Below are 21387 nucleotides of genomic sequence, written 5' to 3'. Positions count from 1 at the left end.
ATGGCAACAACCGCACCACCGACCGGTGTGCGGGGGACCGATGCCCACGCAGGACACGCGGCCCCCATGTCGCACCGGCAGATCGTACGAGCCCTGACAGGGCTGATCCTCGGCTTGTTCGTGGCGATCCTGTCGTCCACGATCGTCTCCAACGCCCTGCCGAGGATCATCTCCGATCTGCACGGCGGGCAGAGTGCCTACACCTGGGTCGTCACCGCGGCCCTGCTCTCCACCACCGCCACCACGCCGCTGTGGGGCAAGCTCTCGGACCTGTTCAGCAAGAAGCTGCTGGTCCAGCTGGCGCTGGTGATCTACGTGGTGGGCTCGCTGGTCGCGGGTCTGTCGCAGAACGCCGGCATGCTCATCGCCTGCCGTGTCGTCCAGGGCATAGGCGCCGGCGGTCTGACCGCGCTGACCCAGGTCATCATGGCCGCGATGATCTCCCCGCGCGAGCGCGGCCGGTACAGCGGCTACCTCGGTGCGGCCTTCGCCCTCGGCACCGTCGGCGGCCCGCTGCTCGGCGGCGTCATCGTCGACACCGACTGGCTCGGCTGGCGCTGGTGCTTCTACGTCGGCGTGCCCTTCGCGATCATCGCGCTGATCGTGCTGCAGAAGACCCTGCACCTGCCGGTCGCCAGGCGCCGGGTCAAGGTCGACTGGGCGGGTGCCTTCTTCGTCACCGCCGCCGTCAGCCTGCTGCTGGTCTGGGTCACCTTCGCCGGCGACAAGTACGACTGGATCTCCTGGCAGACCTACGCCATGACCGCGGGCGCGCTGCTGCTCGTCCTGGTCTTCGTCCTGGTCGAGTCCCGCGCGAGCGAGCCGATCATGCCGCTGCGGCTGTTCCGCAACAAGACCATCAGCCTGACCTCGGCCGCCTCGATGTTCGTCGGCACCGGGATGTTCGGCAGCACGGTCTTCCTCAGCCAGTACTTCCAGCTGGCGCGGGGCGAGTCGCCGACGATGTCCGGCGTCATGACCATCCCGCTGATCGCCGGCCTGTTCCTCTCCTCCACCGTCTCCGGCCTGATCATCACCCGCACCGGCCGCTGGAAGGCGTTCCTGGTCTCCGGCGGGGTACTGCTCACCGGCGGCCTCGCCCTGCTGGGCTCGATGCGCTCCGACACCCCGTACTGGCACCTGGCGCTCTACATGGCGCTGCTGGGCCTCGGCGTCGGCATGATGCTGCAGAACCTGGTGCTGGCCGTGCAGAACCAGGTGGGCGCCGCCGACCTCGGTGCCGCCAGTTCCGTCGTCACCTTCTTCCGCACCCTCGGTGGCGCGATCGGCGTCTCCGCGCTGGGCGCGGTGCTCGGCAACCGCGTGACGCACTACGTCGCGGACGGCCTGGCCGCCCTGGGCGTGAAGTCCGGCGGCGAGTCCGCCGGCGGCATTCCCGACCTGGGCACGCTGCCCGCCCCGATCCGCCACGTCGTGGAGAGCGCGTACGGCCACGGCGCCGGCGACGTCTTCCTGGTCGCGGCACCCGTGGCGTTCCTCGCGCTACTGCTGGTGATCTTCATCAAGGAAGTGCCGCTCAAGACCGCGAGCGGTCTGCAGCAGGCGGCCGGTGTCCCCGGCCACGCCGAGCAGACCCCGGCCGTACCGGCCCAGGCCTCCGCGGCCGAGACCCTCGCCGAGACCGCGGCCGAGACCGCCGAGGCGGTCAGCGTGGCCGCGCCGGTGGTCCCCCTGCCGGCCGAGGGCACCGCGATCCACGGCCAGGTGCGCGGCTCCGAGGGCGCGGGCGTCGAACGGGCCACGCTCACCCTGATCTCGCTCACCGGCCGCCAGCTCGGCCGCGCCTCCACCCGCGCGGACGGCGGCTACGAGCTGATCGCGCCCGGCGCCGGCTCGTACGTCCTCATCGCCGCCGCCGACGGCCACCAGCCGCAGGCCTCCACCGTGGTGGTCGGCGAGGAGCCCGTCCCGTACGACGTGGTCCTGGCCGGCACCAGCGGGCTCACCGGCACGGTGGTCGCCGAGGCGACCGGCATACCCGTCGCGGGCGCCATGGTCGTGGTGACCGACGTGCGCGGCGAGGTCCTGGCCACCGGCGGCACCGGGGCCGACGGCGCCTTCGGCTTCGAGGACCTGCCGGCGGGCGACTTCACCCTGGCCGTCAACGCCGCCGGCTACCGGCCGGCCGCGCTGCCGGTCGAGGTCGCGGGCAACGGCCCGACCCACGTCGAGGTCCCGCTCCGCGCCGGAGCCCGCCTGCAGGGCACCGTGCTCGGCGGCACCGCGCGGACACCGCTCCCGGAGGCCCGCGTCACGCTGATCGACGCGGCCGGGAACGTGGTGGCGACCGCCACCACCGGCTCCGACGGGGCGTACGCCTTCGGCGACCTGGACGCCGGCGAGTACTCGCTGGTCGCAAGCGGCTACCCGCCGGTGGCCACCCAGGTCACCGTCGGCAACGGCGCCGCGACCGGCCCCGAGGCCGGCTTCGACGTCGAGCTGAACCACCCCGAGGGGTGAACCATCGGCCGGTCCGTGCGCCGCGCAGACGCACGGGCCGGTGGACGGGGGACGAACGGGCCCGGCCGGGACGGCCGGGCAGGGGACGGCCAGGACCGTCCGGACCGGGCCCGGCCGGGGGAACACACCGAAGGCGAGCGAGGTACATGGACACGACGGCAGGAACCGGGCTGCGCGGGCGGATCCGGACGAAGGACGGCTGGGCGGTGCCGCACGCCGTGGTCACCGTCACCGACATGACCGGGCAGCAGATCGCGCGGGAGCCCGCGGACGCCCAGGGCGCCGTGCGCACCGCGGCGCTGGCCCCCGGCGCGTACACCGTGATCGTGACGGCCGTGGGCTACCGCCCGGCCGCCGCGACGGCACTGGTGACGGCCTCCGGCTCGGCGGACCTCGGGACACTGCTGCTGGACCGCGCGGGCGGCCTCGAACTGCCGCCGCCCGGACCGTGGACGATCGACCCGGCGCACTCCGAGGTCGGCGCGGTCGCCCAGCACCTGGGCCTGTCCAGCGTGCACGGCCGCTTCAGGACCTTCGCGGGCCGGATCGACGTCGCGGAGCAGCCGCTCGCCTCGTCCGTCGAGGCCGTGATCGACGCGGCGTCGATCGACACGGGGAACGGCACCCGCGACGAACACCTGCGCTCCGCCGACTTCCTCGACGTCCGCGAGCACCCGACCGTCACCTACCGCAGCACCTCGCTGGAGCCGGCCGGCGGCGACCGGTGGACCGTCCACGGGGAGCTGGCGATGCGCGGGGTCACCCGCCCCGTCGACCTGGACCTGGCCTGCCTGGGCACCGGCCCGGACCCCTGGGGCGGCGTGCGCGCCGCCTTCCGCGCCACGGCGGAACTGCGCCGCGAGGACTTCGCGATGAACTGGAACCAGGTCGTCCGGGCCGGCATCGCCACCATGGGGACCACGCTCAGGATCACCCTCGACATCCAGGCGGTCCAGGGGACGGCCCTCCCCGCCGTATGACCGCGGGACGCATAGGCTGCCGTCCATGGCTGCCAACATCGCGACCAACACCAGCGTCCAGCTCGATCAGCTGCTGGAATTCGTACGACCGCGCCACCGCGCACTGCTACTGACCACTCGCGCCGACGGACGCCCCCAGGGCTCCCCCGTCACCTGCGGGGTCGACGACGCGGGGCGCCTGGTCGTCTCGACGTACCCCGAACGCGCCAAGGCCCGCAACGCCCGCCGCGACCCGCGCGCCTCGGTCATCGTCCTGTCGGACGAGTGGGACGGCCCCTGGGTGCAGGTCGACGGCACCGCCGAGGTCATCGACTCCCCCGACTCCGTCGAGCCCCTGGTGGAGTACTACCGCAACATCGCGGGCGAGCACCCGGACTGGGACGAGTACCGCGCGGCCATGGTCAGGCAGGGCAAGTCCCTGGTCCGCGTGACCCCCGAGCACTGGGGCCCCATCGCCACGGGCGGCTTCCCGGCGCGACTGGCCCCCAAGGACTAGAGACGGCCCCGGCACGAGCGGCTCACAGCGCCTCGCCCGGTTTGATCAGGTAACCGGCGCCGCGCCGGGTGTGGATCATCGGGGGCCGGCCCGCGTCGATCTTCTTGCGCAGGTAGGAGATGTAGAGCTCGACGACGTTGGCCTGGCCCCCGAAGTCGTAGGACCAGACGCGGTCGAGGATCTGCGCCTTGCTCAGCACCCGGCGCGGATTGCGCATCAGGTACCGCAGCAGCTCGAACTCGGTCGCCGTGAGGTGGACGCCCTGGCCGCCGCGGCTGACCTCGTGGCTGTCCTCGTCGAGTACGAGGTCGCCCACGACCAGCAGTGAGTCCTGGCGGACGGCGGCCGCCCCCGCCCGGCGCAGCAGTCCGCGCAGCCGGGCCACGACCTCCTCCAGACCGAACGGCTTGGTGACGAAGTCGTCCCCGCCCGCGGTGAGGCCCGCGATGCGGTCCTCGACGGCGTCCTTGGCGGTGACAAACAGCGCGGGCACGCCGGGCAGCTCACGGCGCAGGCGGGCCAGGACCGCGGGCCCGTCCATGTCGGGGAGCACGACGTCGAGGACCACGGCGTCCGGTCGCAGCTCGCGCGCGGTGCGCAGCGCCTCGGAGCCGGTGCGTTCGGTGGTGACGTCCCAGCCCTCGTAGCGCAGGGCCATGGAGAGCAGGTCGGCGAGGTCGTTCTCGTCGTCGACGACGAGCACCCGGACAGGTGAGCCGTCGGGGCGCGTGAGGCCGGCGGCGGGGGAGGGAGACGCGGTCATGCCCGCATCCTGTGCGCCGCCCCTGAGAACACCCTTTCCGCCGTCTGTGATTTCCCTCAGAATCGCCTGTCGTCGCGGAAACTGCCGCGAGAAGCGGGCACACCACCCTGACGCGCCGCCGGCCGGGGAATGCGCGGGCCGCGGACCGCGTTTTACTGCGAAGGACGTCTAACTTCTTCGGACTTCACACGGACTTCGTGGCGGGAGAAGACCCATGAGCGACAGCCGGACGCCGGCGATCGGACGATACGGCCTGTGGAGCGCCGGGCTGCGCGACCCCGACCCGGCCCGGGCGGCCGAACTGGCCGAGACCGCGGCCGAACTGGAGGAACTGGGGTACGGCGCCCTGTGGCTCGGCGGCAGCAGCGGCGTCGAGCACGCGGCCCCCCTGATCGCGGCCACCTCCTCGATCACCGTCGCGACCGGCATCCTCAGCATCTGGCAGTACGAGGCCGGGGACGCCGCCGCCCGCCAGGCCGCGCTCGAGGCGGCCCACCCCGGGCGCTTCCTGCTGGGGATCGGCGTGAGCCACGCCCGCCTCGTCGAGCAGTACAAGCGCCCGTACGCCGCGATGACCGCCTATCTCGACGCGCTGGACGCCGCCGGTGCGCCGGCCGGCCGGCGGGTACTCGCCGCGCTGGGCCCGCGGATGCTGGAACTCGCCCGCGACCGCTCGGCGGGCGCCCACCCGTACCTGGTCACCGTCGAGCACACGGCCGAGGCCCGCGCCACGCTGGGCGAAGGACCGCTGCTGGCGCCGGAGTTCACGGTCGTCCTGGAGAGCGACCCGACGAGGGCCCGTGAGACCGCCAGGGAGATGCTCGCGTTCTACCTGACGCTCCCCAACTACACCGGCAACTGGCTGCGCCTGGGCTTCGACGAGGACGACCTCGCCGACGGGGGCAGCGACCGGCTGGTCGACGCGCTCTTCGGCTGGGGCGACGAGGAGCGGGTCCGGCAGCGGATCGACGCCTTCCTCGACGCGGGCGCCGACCACGTCGCCGTCCAGGTACTGGCCTCGGGTGAGGACGGGTCCGGACTGCCGCGCGAACAATGGCGCCGGCTGGCGGAGGCGCTGAAGCCCGCCGGTCACTGACGGTCCGCCCGGAGGCAACCGGCGGCATCCCACCGAACAGGAACGGAACGCTCCGCTCAAAGGCGTTCAGCGCCCGGCCACCCCATGGGGCCGGGCGTATGTTCGGCCCCATGGACAGCGGCACCGTGCCCCGCACCGTCCCGGTCGACCGCATGGCGTCCGGCGACCATGCCTGCCTCGGCTTCCAGGACGAGGAAGACCGCTGGGAGATCCGCGCCGCCTTCACCGCGATCGGCCTGGCCCGCGGCGAACGCGTGCTGCTCCTCACCGGCCCCGGCACACCTCCGGACGAGGCCGTCACCCGCCTCACCGCGCGGGGGATCCGGGCCGCCGACGCGTTACGTCACGGCGCGCTCGTCATCACCCCCGAGGTCCCCGGCTACGACACGGCCGCCGCCTGGACCGCGCTGACGAACGCCGCCCACGGACAGGGCTTCTCGGGCCTGCGCGCCGCCGGCGACATGTCCTGGGCACTGGGTCCCGGCCTCGACAGCGACCGCCTGCTCGGCCACGAGACCGCCATGACCCCGGTGCTGGCGGGCCTCGGCCTCACCACCATCTGCGAGTACGACGAGCGGCGCTGCGCGGCCTCGCTCCTCGACAGGGTCCGGGCCGCCCACCCGGTCTGCGTCCGCCCGCGCCACGGCTCCCTGCGCGCGGAGCACACCGGCCGCACCCTCGTCCTCCGCGGCGACGCCGACCTCGCCACCCGCGACGACTTCGAACTGGCCGTCCGCCACGCCTTCGCGGCGCCCTCCGGCCCGCCGGCCCAGGTCGACCTCACCCGGCTGTCCTTCATCGACGCCCGCTGCGCATCCGTCCTGATCCGCCACGCGGCGTCCCTCGGCCCCGCCGACCGCGTCACCATCCGCTGCCCGCGGCTGCACGCGCGCACCCTGCGGCTGTGCGGCGCGGCCGAGGTCCCCCAGCTCCTCCTCGAGGAGAGCTGAACCCGCGGCCCGGTGTCAGACCTGCTGGGCCGCCCAGAACTCGTCCCACGAGATCTTGCCGTCGCCGTTGGCGTCGACGGCCCTGATGACGCTCTGCGCCACGGTCTCGGTCACGTTGAAGTCCCCGAGCTGCGCCATCACGCTCTTGTACTCGCCGGCCGTGATGAGCCCGTCCCCGTCGACATCGAATCGTGTGAACGCCTTCTTGGCCGCCTCGATGTCCGCCATCGTGACCACCCCTCCTTGTGTGTACTCGTCCTGACTGCGCACACCCTAGCCGCCGCGACGTCCCCGCCGGCGGGCGGGCGGAGGTGGATCACGGCGGCCGCCGGCCCGCCGCCCGCGGCGCTCCGGGCACCTTCACCGACGCCTCGGGGCGACCGCCCCCGCACTGCGCCACCACCGCTCCGGCTCATGACGCGTCCGGGCCGCGACCCCTGACTCCGGGTGAACGCGGAGACGTCCGCGCGCTCGTGGGCGACAACGCGAGAGGCCCCCGGGTGATCCCGGGGGCCTCTCGCTTGCTGTGCACTCGGCAGGATTCGAACCTGCAACCTTCTGATCCGTAGGCGGGTGCTCGGGACGACTCCGCGGCAAGCGGCCAGGGTTGAAGCCCTCACCAACAGGTCAACGTAGACACCGCTGTCGGCTGATGTACGCCCACGTTGATGTCACAGACTGATGTCATCAGAAGCCGCTCGGACTATCGCCACCCCACACATACGGTCTACTTGCTGTGACGGAGAGTCTGGCGGGTCCATGTCTCAAGCCGCCGGAGAACTTCGACAGACCGTTGTGAACCTCGGTCCGTGAACGGGAGGATCGCGATCGCTGGCAGGCACGCAAGGGTTACCAACAGGAGAGGCAGGAGGCACAGAGCAACAAGGAGGACTCGTTGAGTCCATCGCACTGTAGTCGCAGCATGCGAGAGGAGCGTTACGGCCGGCATGTGATGAAGCTCCATGGAGCTAGAAGGGTCTGTTAGACCAACAGCGTTCACTACGGGTGGCCGTTGCTGGAAACCACATCGCTTGCCAATCACTCGCAACTCTCCTCCCTAACCGATGAGGCGGTGCCAGTTGGATAAGCCCAGGTCAGAAGGTGCCCGCTCTGAGTTGGAGCTGAGCAGGTTGCCGGAAGTTGCGGCGCTTGCAACCGAGTTGACGACCCTGTTCAAATTTCTCGACGTAACACAGCAGCAGTATGCAGTTCGCGTGAACGTGGACAAGAGCTACGTATCTCGTTTTCTGAACGGTCGCAGAGTGGCTTCCTCGGAGTTCATGGATCGACTCCTGGATGAGATCGCCAAAAAGCGAGGAACGCCAGTCACCGACGAAACCCGCCAACGACTTGTAGAACTTCGAGGGCAAGCGCTCCGCGCTTTCGACCCTGAGCTATACAAGATGGAGACGCTGCGCCAGGAAGTTGATCGGTCTCAGAGGGAGATCAGACGACTTACGTTGCACCAGCAGGGCTTGGAGTTGCTACTCGAACGACGACAGGCAGAAGCCAACGAGATACGCCTGGAGCTCAGCCAATTGCAAGGCGACTGGGTTATGGATCGGGTAAATTCCGAAGCCACCCTACTTTCCCTAAAAGGAGACCATGAACGCCTGAAGGACGAGCGGGATGAATTACTTCGGGAAATTTCGCGCTTGAAAGTCGAACTGGAAGCCACCCACAGGCAAAAAATGCAAGTAGAAGCCCGGTGTTCAGAACTTGAGGAGAAGATCGAGGCCACCGAGATTTCGATTTCTGTCCGTTACGACGAAGAGGAGGAGATCGAAAGCGCCGAACCGCCACTTGGGGCAGTCAAGCAAAACCTAAAGATACTGTTCGAGAGTTCAACATCTGCTGCACTACGCGAGATGTACGAGTTGGCGAGGAGTCGCTCCGGTGCCGATGTAGCAGAACTGTCCACGTGGCTTAAAGAGGAGTACGGGCACAGATATGCCCGGCAATTGCTTTCCGACTACTCCCGTCAAGCCCCTGTGCAATTTGTGGCGCAGTTGACCATCGACGTATACGCCAAGATGCCCCCACGCCTCAAAGGGCTCGTCGACCTCAGTACTCGAGCGATCGTCGATGACATCAGGGACTATCGCAGCCTTGAAGAGGTAATCGAGATTTGCTCAATTCTTCACAACGGGCTCCCGGAGGGCGAAAGTGAGATCATCTTTGATATAGCGCGCTCCTGGGTGATGCGGCGGGAAAACATGCATCACCTCGTAGAACTCCATGATGCAATTGCCGAGATTAGCCCAAGCGCCGCTGACAGGTTTCTGACTAAGCTCTCATCCGGACTCAGTGTGCGCGATCACATAAAAACTCTCACAATTGCAGACCGAGCCGATATTGCCGAGAAGGTCGGGCGGAGGTGGCTGGAGGTGAACATAGAGAAATCCCGTTGGACTTCCATCGCCGTGGGACTCAATGGGGTTACTCAAAATCCCCAAGGAAGTGTCGCCAACGCGCTGTTCGATATCCTTTTTGAACACTGCGACGCTCCCAGCCTGGCAGTACTACTGCACGATTCGGTGACAGAGAGCACCAGCAGGTCGAGTAAAGAGTTCGCACCCCTCCTCGCGCATCGGGTAGTTCGCGCTGGACTCGCAGGCCAAGTACTTGCGGGAATTAAGCAAATTAGAGTACTGCATTTGGATTCCAGAGACAGGAAGCGCTACAGGGAAAATAGGCGCGAATTGCTGCGCATTCTGCGCATTGCATTGACCTCCCAAACGGCCCACTGACGCCCTAACGGCTATCATCTTCGACTGATCGCGCGCGGCCAGACGCTTCCAATGCCGCGATCACAGTCACCGGGTCACCGTCGTACAGCACGTGTGGTTCGTCTACCGCTGGGGGGACGAACCGGCTGCGATACCGCTGTAGGTCGTTCTCGGAAAAGTAAATGGAATTCGGATCGTCCGCGTGGAACTCGTTCCTCTTGCTGACCCTTTCCCACAGTTCGTTATGGCTGGCAGCGAGATAAACCAGCAGAGGGGTCGCGCCAGCGTCGGCTGCGACGGCGCTCCATCTGGCTCGGTCCTCTGGGGTCCAGAAGCCGTGATCAACGACGACATCGCGCCCCGCCTTGAGCTGTTCCCGGAGGTCGACCGCTACGTCTTCGAGGACCGGCCGCTCAAGCGTGGGGAAGGTCCCTCGAGGGAAGTCCACTCCGTAGACCCCATGCCGGCGGTACATCTCTTCATCCGGGCACAGTCGTACGAATCCGCGAGCGGTGAGAGCGCGGGAAAGGGTTGTTTTGCCAGAGCCGGGGAGTCCGGCCATCAGGACGCAGAACGGCGGGTGTGTCGTCGTCATCGTTGGGGGGGCCACCTCTGCTTCGGCTTCGGGCCTGATTGTGTCAGCCCTGCGGGCCGCAAGCAGTGCATCTAGTCGCTCTTCGAGTAACGTTCACGAGCGCGTCTCCTGCCACCGTCACCTGGTGACCTCCGACTCTGTGCGCCATGTCCGGCCAGGCCCGCCAAGGTCCACGCCGTATTCCACGGTGTTGCCCTCGCTGTCGACGAACTTCGCTGTCATTACGACCACCGGTTCCGCTGGCGGATTGTCAGGGTCCAACTCCAGGAGTCTTGCGTACTCCGGCGTCAGTCGTCGGGCAGAGGCAGTGTCGATTCGGTGGCTGATCGGGTGACCGGTTGCCTGCGCGATGAGCTGAAGCGAGGTTCCGCCCGTCAGGCGCTCACTCGCAGCTAGCTGCGGGATCAGCTTTCCGTAGCGTGCGGGAATCCATGACGTGCTGTGAGCAACGATGCCGTGACGGTCCCTGTACACCCGGCTACGGCGCACAACGTCCGAACCAGGTTCGATCTCCAGTGCTTGTGCCACGTCAGCAGGCGCGGGCACGACGGCCGCTTGATGCGAATCAGACCGCTCGCCTGCTCCCCAACTCGACCCCGTACGGCGTCCACGGTCCTGCCTCTGGGACCCGGAAGACATCGGAGCCGGCTGATCCAAGACTTCAGTCCCGATGCCGTGAATGCCTCGGACAAGTCCCTCAGCACGCAACTTGCGCAGGGCTTTCTCGACTGTTGCGGTGCTCACCTTCCACTCTTCCGAGAGGTTCTTGATGCTCGGCAAGAGGGTTCCTGGCTGTAGCTGACCTGAGGTGATCAGCTCCATGTAGTGGGCGGCAATCTTCGCGTACGGCGCCCGATTGTCGGCCTGGCCTGCCATGTTGCCTCGCTCCTGGTCGTCGCTTCCCTGAGGTTCCCTAGCTTACCGCTTGACACCGCAGGGAACCCTAGGGAACCTTAGGGATGTGCCTGCTGGTCGATGACCGGTCAGCGGGTGCCGGACCTCTTTGCGCCCTGATTCAGGGCCCATTCGAGGTCAAGGGGCCCGGGACCGAGCGGGCCGAGGGACCCGGACCCCTGGTCAACCGGAGGGCTGAGAGACCGAAAGGTCACGTCTCCACACGCCTGCAACGGGAGCGCGCTCCCGAAGGAGACAGCGACACGCACGCCAACCTCTCCGTGGCTCTGCTGCTGCGGCCGGTTGCCTCCGCTGCTCGTCTCGTACGAGCAGCGCTGAGGGGAGCCGGGACCCCTGCTCTAACGGCGCGCACCCCCGGTGCTGGAACACCGGGGGTGCTGTTCGGGCCGTTCCTGCCTGAAAGGAACTGTGACCCATGGGCAACATCGCTGCACGTCAGCCGGTTGTTACCGGCATCGCGTCCGATGGTGAACCGTCGGACGCTGAGCTGTCTGCGATCGAGCGTGAGATGCCCGTCGTCCTGGCGGAAGTCGAACTGCTGGACGCACAGATCATGACGCTCGACCGCATCCCGTCCGAGGTGGACGCCCGTCGTCTGCGTCGGGCCCGCCGGCGGGTGCTCGCCGCCCGTCGGGACCTGGCCAACTGCCCCGCGGGCCGGACGGGCGGTGCCGCGTGAATCTCAAGCGCAAGGGGCGGGCCGCCTTGGTGCTGGCCCTGGTCGGCGTCGTTGGTATGGCCTTCCGGGTCTCCTGGAACGCGCTGCGGGACGTTGCGACCACGATCGGCGCGGACGCCACCGCGGCAACGCTGTATCCGTTCGTGGTCGACGGCCTGATGGCCTTAGCTCTTATCGCGACCCTGGTCCTGACCGATCGGGACCGGAAGTTCGCGCTCAAGGTCCTGGCCACCTACACGGTCGCCTCGCTGCTGCTGAACTACGTGCACGGACTCGTTCCCGAGCTGCATGGCGGGTCGGTCGACTGGGGTCGACTGGCCGACTGGGACCCGGCGAACTGGGCCCTGGTCCTGCTGGCAACCTCGCTTCCGGTCGGGTCGATCTACTTCGGCTCGGACCTGGTGGCCAAGGTCCTGCACCACCAGTCGACCCCGCACGCGAATGCGGAAGAATCGACCGAGACCAAGAGGAATCGGTCTACCGCTGACCTGGAAGAGTCGACCCCGCCCGCGCCTGTTCCGGCACCGGTCGCGGTCGAGCTTCCCGCCCCGACCCCGCCCGCGGAAGTCGAGCTGGTGGCGGCGATCGAGTCGGCACCGGTCGCGGTTGCCGCGGCGGAGTCGACCCGCCCCCGTGGGGCGACCGGTCGAGTCCCCGAGGTAGCCCGCACGCCCCGACCGGTCCGGACGGCCGATGAGCTGCTGATCGAGGCCCGCGAGGCGACCGCCGGTTGGCCGATCGAGGACCTGACGGCAGAGGGCATCCGCCGAGCTGTACGCACCTCGCCCGCCAAGGCGCGTGTCCTGCGCGAGACCCTGCGCTCCGAGCGCACCGACGGCCCCGGCGACACTGACGCGGTCGCCTGATGTCGCCGGCGTTCGGGAAGTGCTACGACCCGTCCGGCGCCACGTGGGGGATACCCACCTTCCCGTGGCGCCTCGCACCCGACGGCTACGCCACCCGCCGGCAACTACGGGCCCGTGGCTTACGCCCTGGTGGTCAGCCGGTTGCGGCTCAGCTCATGCGACAGGCCCGCCGACGGAAGTCCGGGGTGCTGGTCGCCTACCTCTACCGCGTCGACCGCGCGAAGCCCGTGCGGCCGATGACCCCCGGGAAACGGGCCGCGCTCGCCGCAGCGATGACCGCCCGACGCACCTGTCCTTCCTGCCGATCCGATGCGGGCTACGTCATCCCCGCATCACTCGGCATGTGTGTGCCCTGCGCGTACCCGACCGACGCCCCCGCGCGGGGCAGTCAGGAGACCCCGAAGCATGAGTGACAACGTCGTTCGACTGTTCAAGGACAACTCCACCGACACCGCGCCCGCGGTCGACCCCAAGCCCATACCGACCCCCGAACACCCGCAGCTCACGCGGCGTTGGGTCCGGTCCGGGCGCGCGGTGAAGTCGGCTGCGACGCACGAGCGGACGAAGACTGTGGCGCGTGCGGTGATCCGGCACGGCATGTACGTGCTGGGTGGCACGCGGATCGTGGTCCGGCGCACGTGGGAGGGCCGCACTGCGGCCCGCTATGAGCGGATGCTGCGCGCGGCTGAGGCTGCGGGGCAGTTCGATGAGGCGATGCAGTGGGAGGAGCGCGGGCAGCGCTTCCGCGCCGCCCGGCACCGCCGGCGCATGGACCTGCTGTACTCGCCCATCGCCGCGGCCAAGGGCATCGCGGTCGGGACCGGTGTCGGCATCGGTGGCCTGGTCGCCCTCGGCATCGTGATGGCGATCGCCACCAAGGACGTCACCGACGTCGTGACCCCGATCATGGCCGTGATCAAGTTCATCAACCTGATGATCACGATCGTGCAGGTGGTGTGGGGCCCGCTGGTGCACATCGGCCCGTTCCTCGCCCTGCTCGCGCTGTGGGCCGTGGGTCGGCATCAGCAGGCCGCGCCGCAGTGGACGATGCCCGCCAACGTCCGGTCGGGCGAGGGGGAGCCGATCACCCCGTCCATCGTGGTCAAGGCCCTGCGCGACCTCGGGGTGCCCGCACTGCGCAACGCCATCAAAGAGATGGGCGACGCCGGCGCCTCCATGCTCGGGCCGATCCGGATCGCTGGCTGCGGTGTCGAGGTCGACGTGACCCTCCCGTCGGGGGTGTCCACGATCGAGGTGCAGAACCGGCGTCGCAAGCTGGCGGAGAACCTCACGAGGCACGAGCACGAGGTGTTCATCACCATCCCGACCGCGGCCCGCACGGTCCGACTGTGGATCGCCGACTCCGGCGCACTGGACGAGCCGATCGGCCCGTCCCCGCTGGTCACTGACGAGACGCTTCGGGCCGACTACGCCAAGGGCCGGGCCCCGTGGGGTCAGGACCTGCGCGGCGATGCCGCCGCGCTGAGTGTGTATCAGCGGCACCTGCTCATCACGGGCCTGTCCAACCAGGGCAAGACCGCGGCCCTGCGGGCGCTGGCGCTGTGGCTGGCGCTGGATCGGTCGGTGGAGTTCTGGATGGGCGACCTCAAGGGCGTCGGCGACTGGGCCATGTTCGACGGCCTTGCCTCCCGGCTGATCCAGGGCCCGACCGATGACCACGTCATCCAGGTCACCGAGATGGTTGAGGACGCGGTCGAGGAGATGAACCGCCGCATTCAGGCGCCCCCGGGCACGGTGTTCCCGCCGCTGGTCGTGATCGTGGACGAGGCGCAGGTGGCGTTCATGTGTCCGGTCAAGGACGAGGACAAGCGCCCCTATGGCGGGTCCAGCTCCAACAGCCGGTACTTCATGGCCGCGCGGAAGATCCACAACCAGGGCCGTGCGGTGAACGTGCTGCTGTGGCAGGGCACGCAGGACCCCACCGACCAGAACCTCCCCAAGCTCGTGCGGGAGGGCGCGCACACCCGCGCGTCGCTGGCGCTGGGGACGGAGTCGCAGGCCCGTATGGCGCTGGGGGACAAGGCCGTCGACGGTGGCGCCGCCCCGAACCTGCTGCGTCCGGGGTTGGACAAGGGAACGCTGGTCGTCGCCTCCGACGGGATCGAGATCCCCAAGGGACAGTCGTCCATCACCGTGCGGACGCACTACATCAGCACCGAGGACGCCGAGACCATCGCGACCCGGGCCAAGGCCCTACGCGACGGAGTGACCACGCTGCACGTCATCGAGCGCGGACAGGATCATGACCCGCTCGCGGACATCGCCGGCGTCCTCGGGGACGCGCCGCGGGTGCTGACCCAGGACGTGCTCAAGCGGCTGGCGGCGCTGAACGCGGACGCCTACGGCGGCTGGTCGTTCATTGACCTCAAGCGCGTCCTGGACGGCACCGGAGCCGAGCCCTACAAGTCCGACGGCCGCATGGTCATCGGCCGCGAACGCCTCGCCCGCGCGCTCGCCAACCGCGACGCCGACGGTTCCGCTTCCGCCGCGGACTAGAGGGAGCTGCACCCCGGGCGGGTCAGGGAGGCAGGGAGAACTCCCTGACACCCTCCCTGACCCGCCTCCCTGCCCCTGACCAGCCCAGATGATCCATCAGGGAGTCAGGGAGGACCGCAGGTCAGCACCCCCGAAACCCCCTCCAGGAGCACCCCGACAGGGGGTGCCTCAGCCTCCCTGCGCCATGCCGAGAAGGGATTCCGCATGTTCCCCGAGACCTCCGGACACGCGGCCGTCGAGCAGGCCGTGACCGTCCACCAGCCGGCGCCGTTCGTCCCCGTTCAGCCCTACGCGGCCCCGCTGATACCGGTCCAGCCGGACGCCGGGGCGGCCGTGGCGAGCGTCGTCCTGCCCGACGGCCGTGTCGTCACCGGCTACACCCTCACCCCGCACAGCCCCGCCCCGATGCCGGAGCAGGCCCGTCCGGTCGTCTCCCGGACCGCGGTGAACATCGCGCTCGGTGGCGTTGGCTTTGCCGCCGTGTGCGGCGGGCTGGTGCTGCTGACGACGTTCATCGCCGCGCTCGCGGCCCTGGTCCACCAACTCATCATCCTGGCCGCAGTCATCTTCGGCGGCTGGATCGCCGCCCAAGTCCTCCGCAGCGACAAGGCCGACCGCGGGACGACCGTGAACATCCGCAAGGCCGTCTTCAAGCGCAACCACTTCCACGGGTAACGGGCGGGGCACCGGTGAGCAGCCTCCGCCCCACCCCCGAGCGCCCCGGCTTATGGGTGTCCGCCCCGGCCAGTGCCGCCAATTGGGTACGGCCCGCGGAACCTGCCCGGGCCGAATGGTGGTGCCGCTGCGGACTGCACCGCACCGCGATCGGACACCTCGCCGTAGGTCGTCTGGTCACCGACCACGGCGCGCATCAGGCCCTCTGCCCAGTCCAGAGAGAAGAGCCGTGCCAGCACTGCGGGAAGCCCACCGAGCACCGATCTCACGGCCCGCAGGGTTGGCCCGCCTGCCCGGACTGCTACAGCGCGTGGGAGCAACGCCCACCCGAGCAACGCCGCCGCGCCAACGCAGCCAAAGCCATTGCCGCCCGGCAACGCCAACGCCACAAGGCCCGCCGTACCCGGCTGGCGCTCAAAGCCCAAGGGTTCGACACCGACACCGCCGCCGCGCTTATCAGCGGTGGCTTGGTCCCCGTCGACACCGACGACTGACCAACACGCCAGAGCGGGCCGCCTCTCGCCAAAGACCGCGGCCCGCCCCGTTTCCAGCGCCCAGCAAGAGAACTGGAGGGCATCCAGCATGACGCACGACGCACGATCGGCGCTGCTGTCGGCAGCGTTATCCGCAGCCGAACGCGGATGGGCAGTGTTCCCGCTCCGCCCCGGAAGTAAGCGGCCGGCCCTGCACGGGGAAGCCACCTGCGCCCACTCCGGGCCCTGCGCGGCGGGGCACCTGAAGTGGGAGCAGCGTGCCACCACTGACCCCGAGCGTATCCGCGCGACCTGGTCGCACGGGCCGTTCAACGTCGGCATCGCCACGGGCCCGTCCAGGCTGCTGGTGGTCGACCTGGACGTGCCCAAGGACAACAGCAGTGCAGACGCGCCTACCGGCGCGGCGACCTTTAAGGCGCTCTGCGAGCGCGCCGAACAGGCCGTCCCCACGACGCACAGGGTGCGGACTGCGAGCGGTGGAGAGCACCTGTACTTCACCGCCCCGCCCGGCACCCGCCTGTCCAACACCGCAGGCACCGTTGGCCCGTTGGTCGATACCCGAGCATGGGGCGGGTACGTCGTCGCCGCCGGCTCCGAAACGCCCTCGGGACGCTATGAGGCCGTAGGCAGCTCCGTGGCGGCCCCTCTGCCCCGGTGGCTGCAAAGCATCCTGGAACCGGCCCCCAAGCCGGCACAGGCCCCCTCAGTGGCCGTAGCGGGACAATCACGCCGATACGCTGACATAGCGCTCGCCAACGAGACGCAGAACGTCGCCGCAGCCCAACAGGGTTCGCGGGAAGCGGCGTTGTTCCGGGCCGCCCGCGCCATGGGGCGGTTCGTCGCGTGGGGCGACCTCCCCCGGCATGTGGTTGAGCAGGCTCTTCAGGAAGCGGGCGAGGCGGCCGGACTACCGGCGTCACAGTGCCGCTCCACCCTGCGCAGCGCACTCAACTGGTCCATCGTCCACAACCCGCGACGTCGGGATACGGCATGACCACCCCCACCCGCTCTCCACTGAAGAGCATCCCCGCCACCGACGGCCCCGACCCCGCCATGCCGGCCGATGCCGCCGCGGCGAGTGGTGCGCCGAAAGTCGCCGCCCGTGAGGGCGTCCTGTCAGCTCTTCTCCCTGACCCGCAGCAAACCGACCGGAGGACAGCCCCCATGACCGACGGCGCAGCACTGCTGAATGAGGTGGAAGCCTTCCACCGACGGTTCAACGTCTTCCCGACGGAGGCCGCGTACGTAGCGGTGACGTTGTGGGACGCGCACGCGCACCTGCTGGATGCGTTCGACTCCACACCGCGGCTGGCGTTCCTGTCGCCCGAGCCGGGGTCGGGAAAGTCGCGGGCGCTGGAAGTGGTCGAATCGCTGGTGCCGCGCGCCATGGCGGCCGTGGACGCCTCCGCATCGGCCCTGTTCCGGTCGGTGTCCGGCATCGACGGCGGCCGGCCCACGATCCTGTTCGATGAGATCGACACCATCTTCGGCCCCAAGGCCGGAGAGAACGAACAGCTTCGCGGGTTCATCAACGCAGGCCACACCCGCGGACGGGTCATGTACCGGTGCGTGGGCGACGGCTCCAACCAGCAAGTCCAGGGCTTCCCCTCGTTCTGCGCCGTCGCGGTCGCCGGACTCGGCTCGCTGCCCGACACGATCCTGACCCGCTCGGTCATCATCCGCATGCGCCGACGGGCCCGGAACGAGAAGGCCGAACCATTCCGCACCCGCATCCACGTCCGTGAGGGCAACGCCCTGCGCGACCGGCTCGCCAAGTGGGCCGAGACCGTACAGGAACAGGTCACCGACGCGTTCCCGGAGATGCCCGACGGCATCACCGACCGACCCGCGGACGTGTGGGAACCCCTGATCGCCATCGCCGACGCCGTCGGCGGCGACTGGCCGCGCCGGGCACGGGAAGCGTGCCTGACCCTGGTCAAAGCCTCCCGCAGCAACGACAAGGGCAGCGTCGGCGTGCGGCTGCTCACCGACCTGCGCGACCACGTTCTCAGCGGCATCGACCGCCTGCCCACCGTGGCCATCCTGGACCGGCTCAACGCCCTGGACGACGCCCCATGGGCCGACCTCAACGGACGCCCGCTCGACTCCCGGCGACTGTCGCGGATGCTGAGCGAGTACGTCACCGCCGACGGCGAACCGGTCGCCTCCCGCAACATCAAGACCGGCGGGGGTGTCCTCAAGGGCTACTACGCCACCGATCTGCACGACGCATGGCAGCGCTACTGCCCCCCACCCCCGGAAAGTCCGCTACCTCCGCTACCCGGGTGCGAAAACACACCCTGACCTGCACTAATCCGGTAGCGGGAAGCACCCTCGCTTCCCGCTACCGGACCCCGCCCTATCCGCTACCGCTACCCCATCCGCTACCCCCAAACAGGCCCCTGACCTGCGAGGTAGCGGCGGTAGCGGAAGTAGCGGACTTTCCAGAAGGGGGTCAGAGGGCCCCACAGCATCCCGGAGGTTCGACGTGCGCACCGCCATGCCCGCAGCACCCGAAGCCCTCACCGTCCCCGAAGTCATGACCGCCCTACGCCTCAGCCGCAGCAAGGTCTACGACCTCATCCGCTCCCGGCAGCTCCAAAGCTTCACCGCCGGCCGCTCGCGCCGCATCCCGGTCGACGCCGTCCGCAACTACATCCAGCAGAGCATTGAGGAGGCCGCGTAATGGCCAAGCGCCGCGCCAACGGCGAAGGCACCATCACCAAGCGCAAGGACGGCCGCTATCACGCCGCTGCATACGTCTACCGTCCCGACGGAACGCGCGTGAGGAAGTTCGTCTACGGCAAGACGCGGGAGGAGGTAAGCCACAAGCTCACCGAACTCCAGGAGAAGACCCGGCAGGGCATCCCGGCCGCCACCTCCGCCATGGCGTTCGGCGACTACCTCACGTACTGGCTTGCCACCATCGCGTCTGTTCGGCTCAAGCCCGCCACGCTCAACAGCTACGAGGGACTGAGCCGGCTCTACATCACCCCGGCACTCGGCAAGAAGAGGCTCAACCGCCTCTCCCCGACCGATGTCCGCCTGTTCCTGGCCGAGTTCAAAAACGGGTGCCTCTGCTGTCTCCGAGGGGTCGACACCGCCAGGGAGAAGGGCGACCAGACGTGCTGTGCGGTCGGAAAGTGCTGCAAGCGGCATCCGTCCGCGAGGACGGTCCAGTACGTCCACGCCGTTCTGCGCTCCGCTCTCCAGCAGGCGGTCCGAGAAGAACTCATCGCCCGCAACGTCGCCAAGATCGTGGAAACCCCCACGGTCACCCGACAGGAAGTCCGCCCGTTGGACGGCGCCGAAGCCAAGATGCTGCTCAGGGCCGCACGCGACCACCGGCTCTATGCGCTGTGGCTACTGCTGGTCTCCACCGGCCTGCGCCGGGGCGAGGTGCTGGGCCTCACGTGGGCCGACGTCGACCTCACCAACGGTCAGCTCCGGGTCCGGCGCAACCTCCAGCGCATCAAGCGTGAGCTGATCTTCGGAACGCCGAAGACGATGCGCTCGGTGCGGACCGTCTCTCTCCCGAAGCGCTGTGTTGCCGCGCTCAGCGCCCACAAGGGCACGCAGGCCAAGGAACGGGCCGTAGCCGGCAACAAGTGGCAGCCGCTCCCCCAGCAGCCGAGCGGGCTGATCTTCACCACCGCCACGGGGCGCGCGACGGACCCCCGGAGCCTCAACAGGATGCTCACGGTCCTCTGTCGCAACGCCAAGATCCGCCGGGTCCGGGTGCACGACCTCCGGCACACGTGCGCTTCGCTGCTGCTGGCTCAGGGGGTCGATGCTCGGACCATCATGGAGACGCTCGGGCACAGCACGATCACCATGACGCTCGATACCTACGCGCACGTCATGCACACGACCCTGCGGGCCGCAGCCGATCGCATGGACGACGCCCTTGGGCTGGACGAGGAGGACGGCGACGATGGCGACGCGGTGAGCCTCGCGGCCGGCTGAGACGTCGGCCCGAACCACGTTGATGTCAGCCGCTGATGTCAGAAGGCCCCCGGGATGATCCCGGGGGCCTTTTGAGCTGTGTGCACTCGGCAGGATTCGAACCTGCAACCTTCTGATCCGTAGTCAGATGCTCTATCCGTTGAGCTACGAGTGCTTGTGCTTCCCGGCGTTTTCTTGCCGGTCGGCGTTGCGGGAACAACATTACATGACCCGCGCCGTGAGGTGAAATCCATTAGCCACACACACACTGACCTGCGGAAACGCCGCAACGGCGGTCCAGCGGAGGGTCCGGGAACGGCAGAAGCCCCGGCCGGGTGGCCGGGGCTTCTGTGAGGCGGAGGCGGAGGGATTTGAACCCTCGATGGGGGGTAAGCCCCAAACCGCATTAGCAGTGCGGCGCCATAGACCGGACTAGGCGACGCCTCCTGGTGTACCCGCGCGAGCGGGTGTGTGCAGATGATGGCACAGCCCACCGGGCTGGGACCAATCGCTGACCAGATTACTAGGCCTCGTGCGGCCAGGGCAAAGGCGTTGCGGCGGGCGCCGGGGCGGCGCGCCCACGATCGGGTGGATTGGGAGGCGCGGGCCGCCGCGGGGAGGTAGGGACGGAGCATGCGATTGGCTCGTGTGCCCATGACCGCCGCGCTCGCGCTCGGCCTGCCGCTGACGGTGGCCGCGCCGGCCCTGGCCTGCCCTCCGGTGCCGGGAGCGCCCCCCGACGTACTGCGGGTGACCGTGGACGACGGGGGCGGCCGTCTGTCGGAGTACGACCTGCGCTGCGACCCCGTCGGCGGGACCCACCCCGAGGCGTCGGAGGCGTGCGCCCGCCTGGAGCGCCTGGGCGGGCCCGTGGGCCCCTCGCCCCACGGCACGATGTGCACGATGATCTACAGCGGCCCGCAGCGGGCGACGGTGCGCGGCAGCTGGCGCGGCCGGCCCGTGGACGCCCGCTACGACCGCAGCAACGGCTGCGAGACGGCGCGCTGGCGGCGGATGGCCCCGGTGCTGCCCGCGCCCGCGGTCCGCGACGGGTCCGGTGACCTGGGCGTGTGAGTCGGGTGTGGGAGCCGCGGGGGTGACCGACACCACATCCGCACGCCTCGGACGCGAACACTACTCACGCGTACGGGACATGGGTATCCGGAGCCTCACTGCCAACCTCTGCCCGTACACTCGCTCTAGTGA

At 69.1% G+C, this 21387-nt stretch carries 20 protein-coding genes and 2 tRNA genes; 16 read left to right on the top strand and 6 right to left on the bottom strand.

Features of this window, described 5'->3' with window-relative positions:
* The 3 genes from B085_RS0109065 to B085_RS0109055 all read left to right on the top strand — a co-directional run bounded on the left by B085_RS0109065 (position 1) and on the right by B085_RS0109055 (position 3957).
* Positions 1-2481 (top strand): MFS transporter, encoded by a 2481-nt coding sequence (locus B085_RS0109065; RefSeq protein ID WP_026250825.1) that lies wholly within the window; start codon positions 1-3, stop codon positions 2479-2481.
* A gap of 146 nt (positions 2482-2627) precedes the next feature.
* Positions 2628-3461: a YceI family protein gene (locus B085_RS0109060; RefSeq protein ID WP_018558255.1), complete on the top strand. Its 834-nt coding sequence runs from the start codon at positions 2628-2630 to the stop codon at positions 3459-3461.
* A gap of 25 nt (positions 3462-3486) precedes the next feature.
* On the top strand, positions 3487-3957 hold the full coding sequence (locus B085_RS0109055) for a PPOX class F420-dependent oxidoreductase (RefSeq protein WP_018558254.1): 471 nt from the start codon (positions 3487-3489) through the stop codon (positions 3955-3957).
* Positions 3958-3979: 22 nt separating this feature from the next.
* Here B085_RS0109055 and B085_RS0109050 read toward each other — a convergent pair whose 3' ends face one another.
* The gene (locus tag B085_RS0109050; RefSeq protein ID WP_018558253.1) at positions 3980-4720 is read right to left on the bottom strand and encodes a response regulator transcription factor; all 741 of its coding nucleotides are present in this window, start codon (positions 4718-4720) and stop codon (positions 3980-3982) included.
* 214 nt (positions 4721-4934) lie between these two features.
* On the opposite strand from B085_RS0109050, the gene B085_RS0109045 reads away from it, so the two are divergent.
* Both B085_RS0109045 and B085_RS0109040 read left to right on the top strand, forming a co-directional pair.
* On the top strand, positions 4935-5816 hold the full coding sequence (locus B085_RS0109045; RefSeq protein ID WP_018558252.1) for an LLM class F420-dependent oxidoreductase: 882 nt from the start codon (positions 4935-4937) through the stop codon (positions 5814-5816).
* 110 nt (positions 5817-5926) lie between these two features.
* The gene (locus B085_RS0109040; protein WP_158689696.1) at positions 5927-6766 is read left to right on the top strand and encodes an MEDS domain-containing protein; all 840 of its coding nucleotides are present in this window, start codon (positions 5927-5929) and stop codon (positions 6764-6766) included.
* A 15-nt stretch (positions 6767-6781) separates the two neighbouring features.
* Here B085_RS0109040 and B085_RS0109035 read toward each other — a convergent pair whose 3' ends face one another.
* The gene (locus B085_RS0109035; RefSeq protein ID WP_026250824.1) at positions 6782-6994 is read right to left on the bottom strand and encodes an EF-hand domain-containing protein; all 213 of its coding nucleotides are present in this window, start codon (positions 6992-6994) and stop codon (positions 6782-6784) included.
* Positions 6995-7881: 887 nt separating this feature from the next.
* On the opposite strand from B085_RS0109035, the gene B085_RS49205 reads away from it, so the two are divergent.
* Positions 7882-9516, top strand: a complete 1635-nt coding sequence (locus tag B085_RS49205) for a hypothetical protein (RefSeq protein ID WP_158689695.1) — start codon at positions 7882-7884, stop codon at positions 9514-9516.
* A 4-nt stretch (positions 9517-9520) separates the two neighbouring features.
* Here B085_RS49205 and B085_RS41820 read toward each other — a convergent pair whose 3' ends face one another.
* Both B085_RS41820 and B085_RS46735 read right to left on the bottom strand, forming a co-directional pair.
* Entirely contained in the window at positions 9521-10090 is a 570-nt protein-coding gene (locus tag B085_RS41820) for an AAA family ATPase (RefSeq protein ID WP_026250823.1), read from the bottom strand.
* Between the two features lie 117 nt (positions 10091-10207).
* Positions 10208-10966 (bottom strand): GntR family transcriptional regulator, encoded by a 759-nt coding sequence (locus B085_RS46735; RefSeq protein ID WP_078619822.1) that lies wholly within the window; start codon positions 10964-10966, stop codon positions 10208-10210.
* Positions 10967-11420: 454 nt separating this feature from the next.
* On the opposite strand from B085_RS46735, the gene B085_RS0109025 reads away from it, so the two are divergent.
* The 9 genes from B085_RS0109025 to B085_RS0108990 all read left to right on the top strand — a co-directional run bounded on the left by B085_RS0109025 (position 11421) and on the right by B085_RS0108990 (position 20202).
* Positions 11421-11684: a DUF6284 family protein gene (locus B085_RS0109025; protein WP_018558248.1), complete on the top strand. Its 264-nt coding sequence runs from the start codon at positions 11421-11423 to the stop codon at positions 11682-11684.
* Positions 11681-12550 carry a DUF2637 domain-containing protein gene (locus tag B085_RS0109020; RefSeq protein WP_018558247.1) on the top strand — a complete coding sequence of 290 codons (870 nt, stop codon included), beginning with the start codon at positions 11681-11683 and terminating at the stop codon, positions 12548-12550. Before B085_RS0109025 ends, B085_RS0109020 begins: the two co-directional genes overlap by 4 nt.
* Positions 12550-12963 carry an RRQRL motif-containing zinc-binding protein gene (locus B085_RS50605; RefSeq protein ID WP_078619821.1) on the top strand — a complete coding sequence of 138 codons (414 nt, stop codon included), beginning with the start codon at positions 12550-12552 and terminating at the stop codon, positions 12961-12963. Before B085_RS0109020 ends, B085_RS50605 begins: the two co-directional genes overlap by 1 nt.
* Positions 12956-15067: a cell division protein FtsK gene (locus B085_RS0109015; RefSeq protein ID WP_018558246.1), complete on the top strand. Its 2112-nt coding sequence runs from the start codon at positions 12956-12958 to the stop codon at positions 15065-15067. Before B085_RS50605 ends, B085_RS0109015 begins: the two co-directional genes overlap by 8 nt.
* Before the next feature lie 204 nt (positions 15068-15271).
* A complete protein-coding gene (locus tag B085_RS0109010) occupies positions 15272-15742 on the top strand; it encodes a hypothetical protein (RefSeq protein WP_018558245.1) in 471 nt (156 codons plus the stop codon).
* 582 nt (positions 15743-16324) lie between these two features.
* Entirely contained in the window at positions 16325-17230 is a 906-nt protein-coding gene (locus tag B085_RS0109005; protein WP_026250822.1) for a bifunctional DNA primase/polymerase, read from the top strand.
* Positions 17231-17400: 170 nt separating this feature from the next.
* Positions 17401-18540, top strand: coding sequence for a DUF3631 domain-containing protein (locus B085_RS0109000; RefSeq protein ID WP_018558243.1), 1140 nt, complete (start codon positions 17401-17403; stop codon positions 18538-18540).
* 196 nt (positions 18541-18736) lie between these two features.
* Positions 18737-18922 (top strand): helix-turn-helix domain-containing protein, encoded by a 186-nt coding sequence (locus B085_RS0108995; protein WP_199789175.1) that lies wholly within the window; start codon positions 18737-18739, stop codon positions 18920-18922.
* The gene (locus tag B085_RS0108990) at positions 18922-20202 is read left to right on the top strand and encodes a tyrosine-type recombinase/integrase (protein ID WP_018558241.1); all 1281 of its coding nucleotides are present in this window, start codon (positions 18922-18924) and stop codon (positions 20200-20202) included. Before B085_RS0108995 ends, B085_RS0108990 begins: the two co-directional genes overlap by 1 nt.
* Before the next feature lie 81 nt (positions 20203-20283).
* On the opposite strand, the gene B085_RS0108985 is transcribed toward B085_RS0108990, so the two are convergent.
* A tRNA-Arg gene (locus tag B085_RS0108985) sits at positions 20284-20356 on the bottom strand.
* Between the two features lie 181 nt (positions 20357-20537).
* Positions 20538-20628 (bottom strand) — tRNA-Ser (locus B085_RS0108980).
* A 186-nt stretch (positions 20629-20814) separates the two neighbouring features.
* Between B085_RS0108980 and B085_RS41815 the strand changes: the two genes are divergently transcribed.
* Positions 20815-21255 carry an SSI family serine proteinase inhibitor gene (locus B085_RS41815; RefSeq protein WP_063741003.1) on the top strand — a complete coding sequence of 147 codons (441 nt, stop codon included), beginning with the start codon at positions 20815-20817 and terminating at the stop codon, positions 21253-21255.
* The last annotated feature ends 132 nt before the right edge of the window (positions 21256-21387 follow it).

It is taken from the genome of Streptomyces sp. BoleA5 (genome assembly GCF_000373665.1).
Classification (GTDB): Bacteria; Actinomycetota; Actinomycetes; order Streptomycetales; family Streptomycetaceae; genus Actinacidiphila.
The sequence above is the reverse complement of the archived record's forward strand: the minus strand, read 5'-3'. Positions and strand labels throughout refer to the sequence as shown.

Excerpts from the sequence above, each read along its gene's own strand:
- B085_RS0109065 (WP_026250825.1), top strand. The coding sequence starts at position 1 with ATGGCAACAACCGCACCACCGACCGGTGTGCGGGGGACCGATGCCCAC.
- B085_RS0109060 (WP_018558255.1), top strand. The coding sequence starts at position 2,628 with ATGGACACGACGGCAGGAACCGGGCTGCGCGGGCGGATCCGGACGAAG.
- B085_RS0109055 (WP_018558254.1), top strand. The coding sequence starts at position 3,487 with ATGGCTGCCAACATCGCGACCAACACCAGCGTCCAGCTCGATCAGCTG.
- B085_RS0109050 (WP_018558253.1), bottom strand. The coding sequence starts at position 4,720 with ATGACCGCGTCTCCCTCCCCCGCCGCCGGCCTCACGCGCCCCGACGGC.
- B085_RS0109045 (WP_018558252.1), top strand. The coding sequence starts at position 4,935 with ATGAGCGACAGCCGGACGCCGGCGATCGGACGATACGGCCTGTGGAGC.
- B085_RS0109040 (WP_158689696.1), top strand. The coding sequence starts at position 5,927 with ATGGACAGCGGCACCGTGCCCCGCACCGTCCCGGTCGACCGCATGGCG.
- B085_RS0109035 (WP_026250824.1), bottom strand. The coding sequence starts at position 6,994 with ATGGCGGACATCGAGGCGGCCAAGAAGGCGTTCACACGATTCGATGTC.
- B085_RS41820 (WP_026250823.1), bottom strand. The coding sequence starts at position 10,090 with ATGACGACGACACACCCGCCGTTCTGCGTCCTGATGGCCGGACTCCCC.
- B085_RS46735 (WP_078619822.1), bottom strand. The coding sequence starts at position 10,966 with ATGGCAGGCCAGGCCGACAATCGGGCGCCGTACGCGAAGATTGCCGCC.
- B085_RS0109025 (WP_018558248.1), top strand. The coding sequence starts at position 11,421 with ATGGGCAACATCGCTGCACGTCAGCCGGTTGTTACCGGCATCGCGTCC.
- B085_RS50605 (WP_078619821.1), top strand. The coding sequence starts at position 12,550 with ATGTCGCCGGCGTTCGGGAAGTGCTACGACCCGTCCGGCGCCACGTGG.
- B085_RS0109015 (WP_018558246.1), top strand. The coding sequence starts at position 12,956 with ATGAGTGACAACGTCGTTCGACTGTTCAAGGACAACTCCACCGACACC.
- B085_RS0109010 (WP_018558245.1), top strand. The coding sequence starts at position 15,272 with ATGTTCCCCGAGACCTCCGGACACGCGGCCGTCGAGCAGGCCGTGACC.
- B085_RS0109005 (WP_026250822.1), top strand. The coding sequence starts at position 16,325 with ATGACGCACGACGCACGATCGGCGCTGCTGTCGGCAGCGTTATCCGCA.
- B085_RS0109000 (WP_018558243.1), top strand. The coding sequence starts at position 17,401 with ATGACCGACGGCGCAGCACTGCTGAATGAGGTGGAAGCCTTCCACCGA.
- B085_RS0108995 (WP_199789175.1), top strand. The coding sequence starts at position 18,737 with ATGCCCGCAGCACCCGAAGCCCTCACCGTCCCCGAAGTCATGACCGCC.
- B085_RS0108990 (WP_018558241.1), top strand. The coding sequence starts at position 18,922 with ATGGCCAAGCGCCGCGCCAACGGCGAAGGCACCATCACCAAGCGCAAG.
- B085_RS41815 (WP_063741003.1), top strand. The coding sequence starts at position 20,815 with ATGCGATTGGCTCGTGTGCCCATGACCGCCGCGCTCGCGCTCGGCCTG.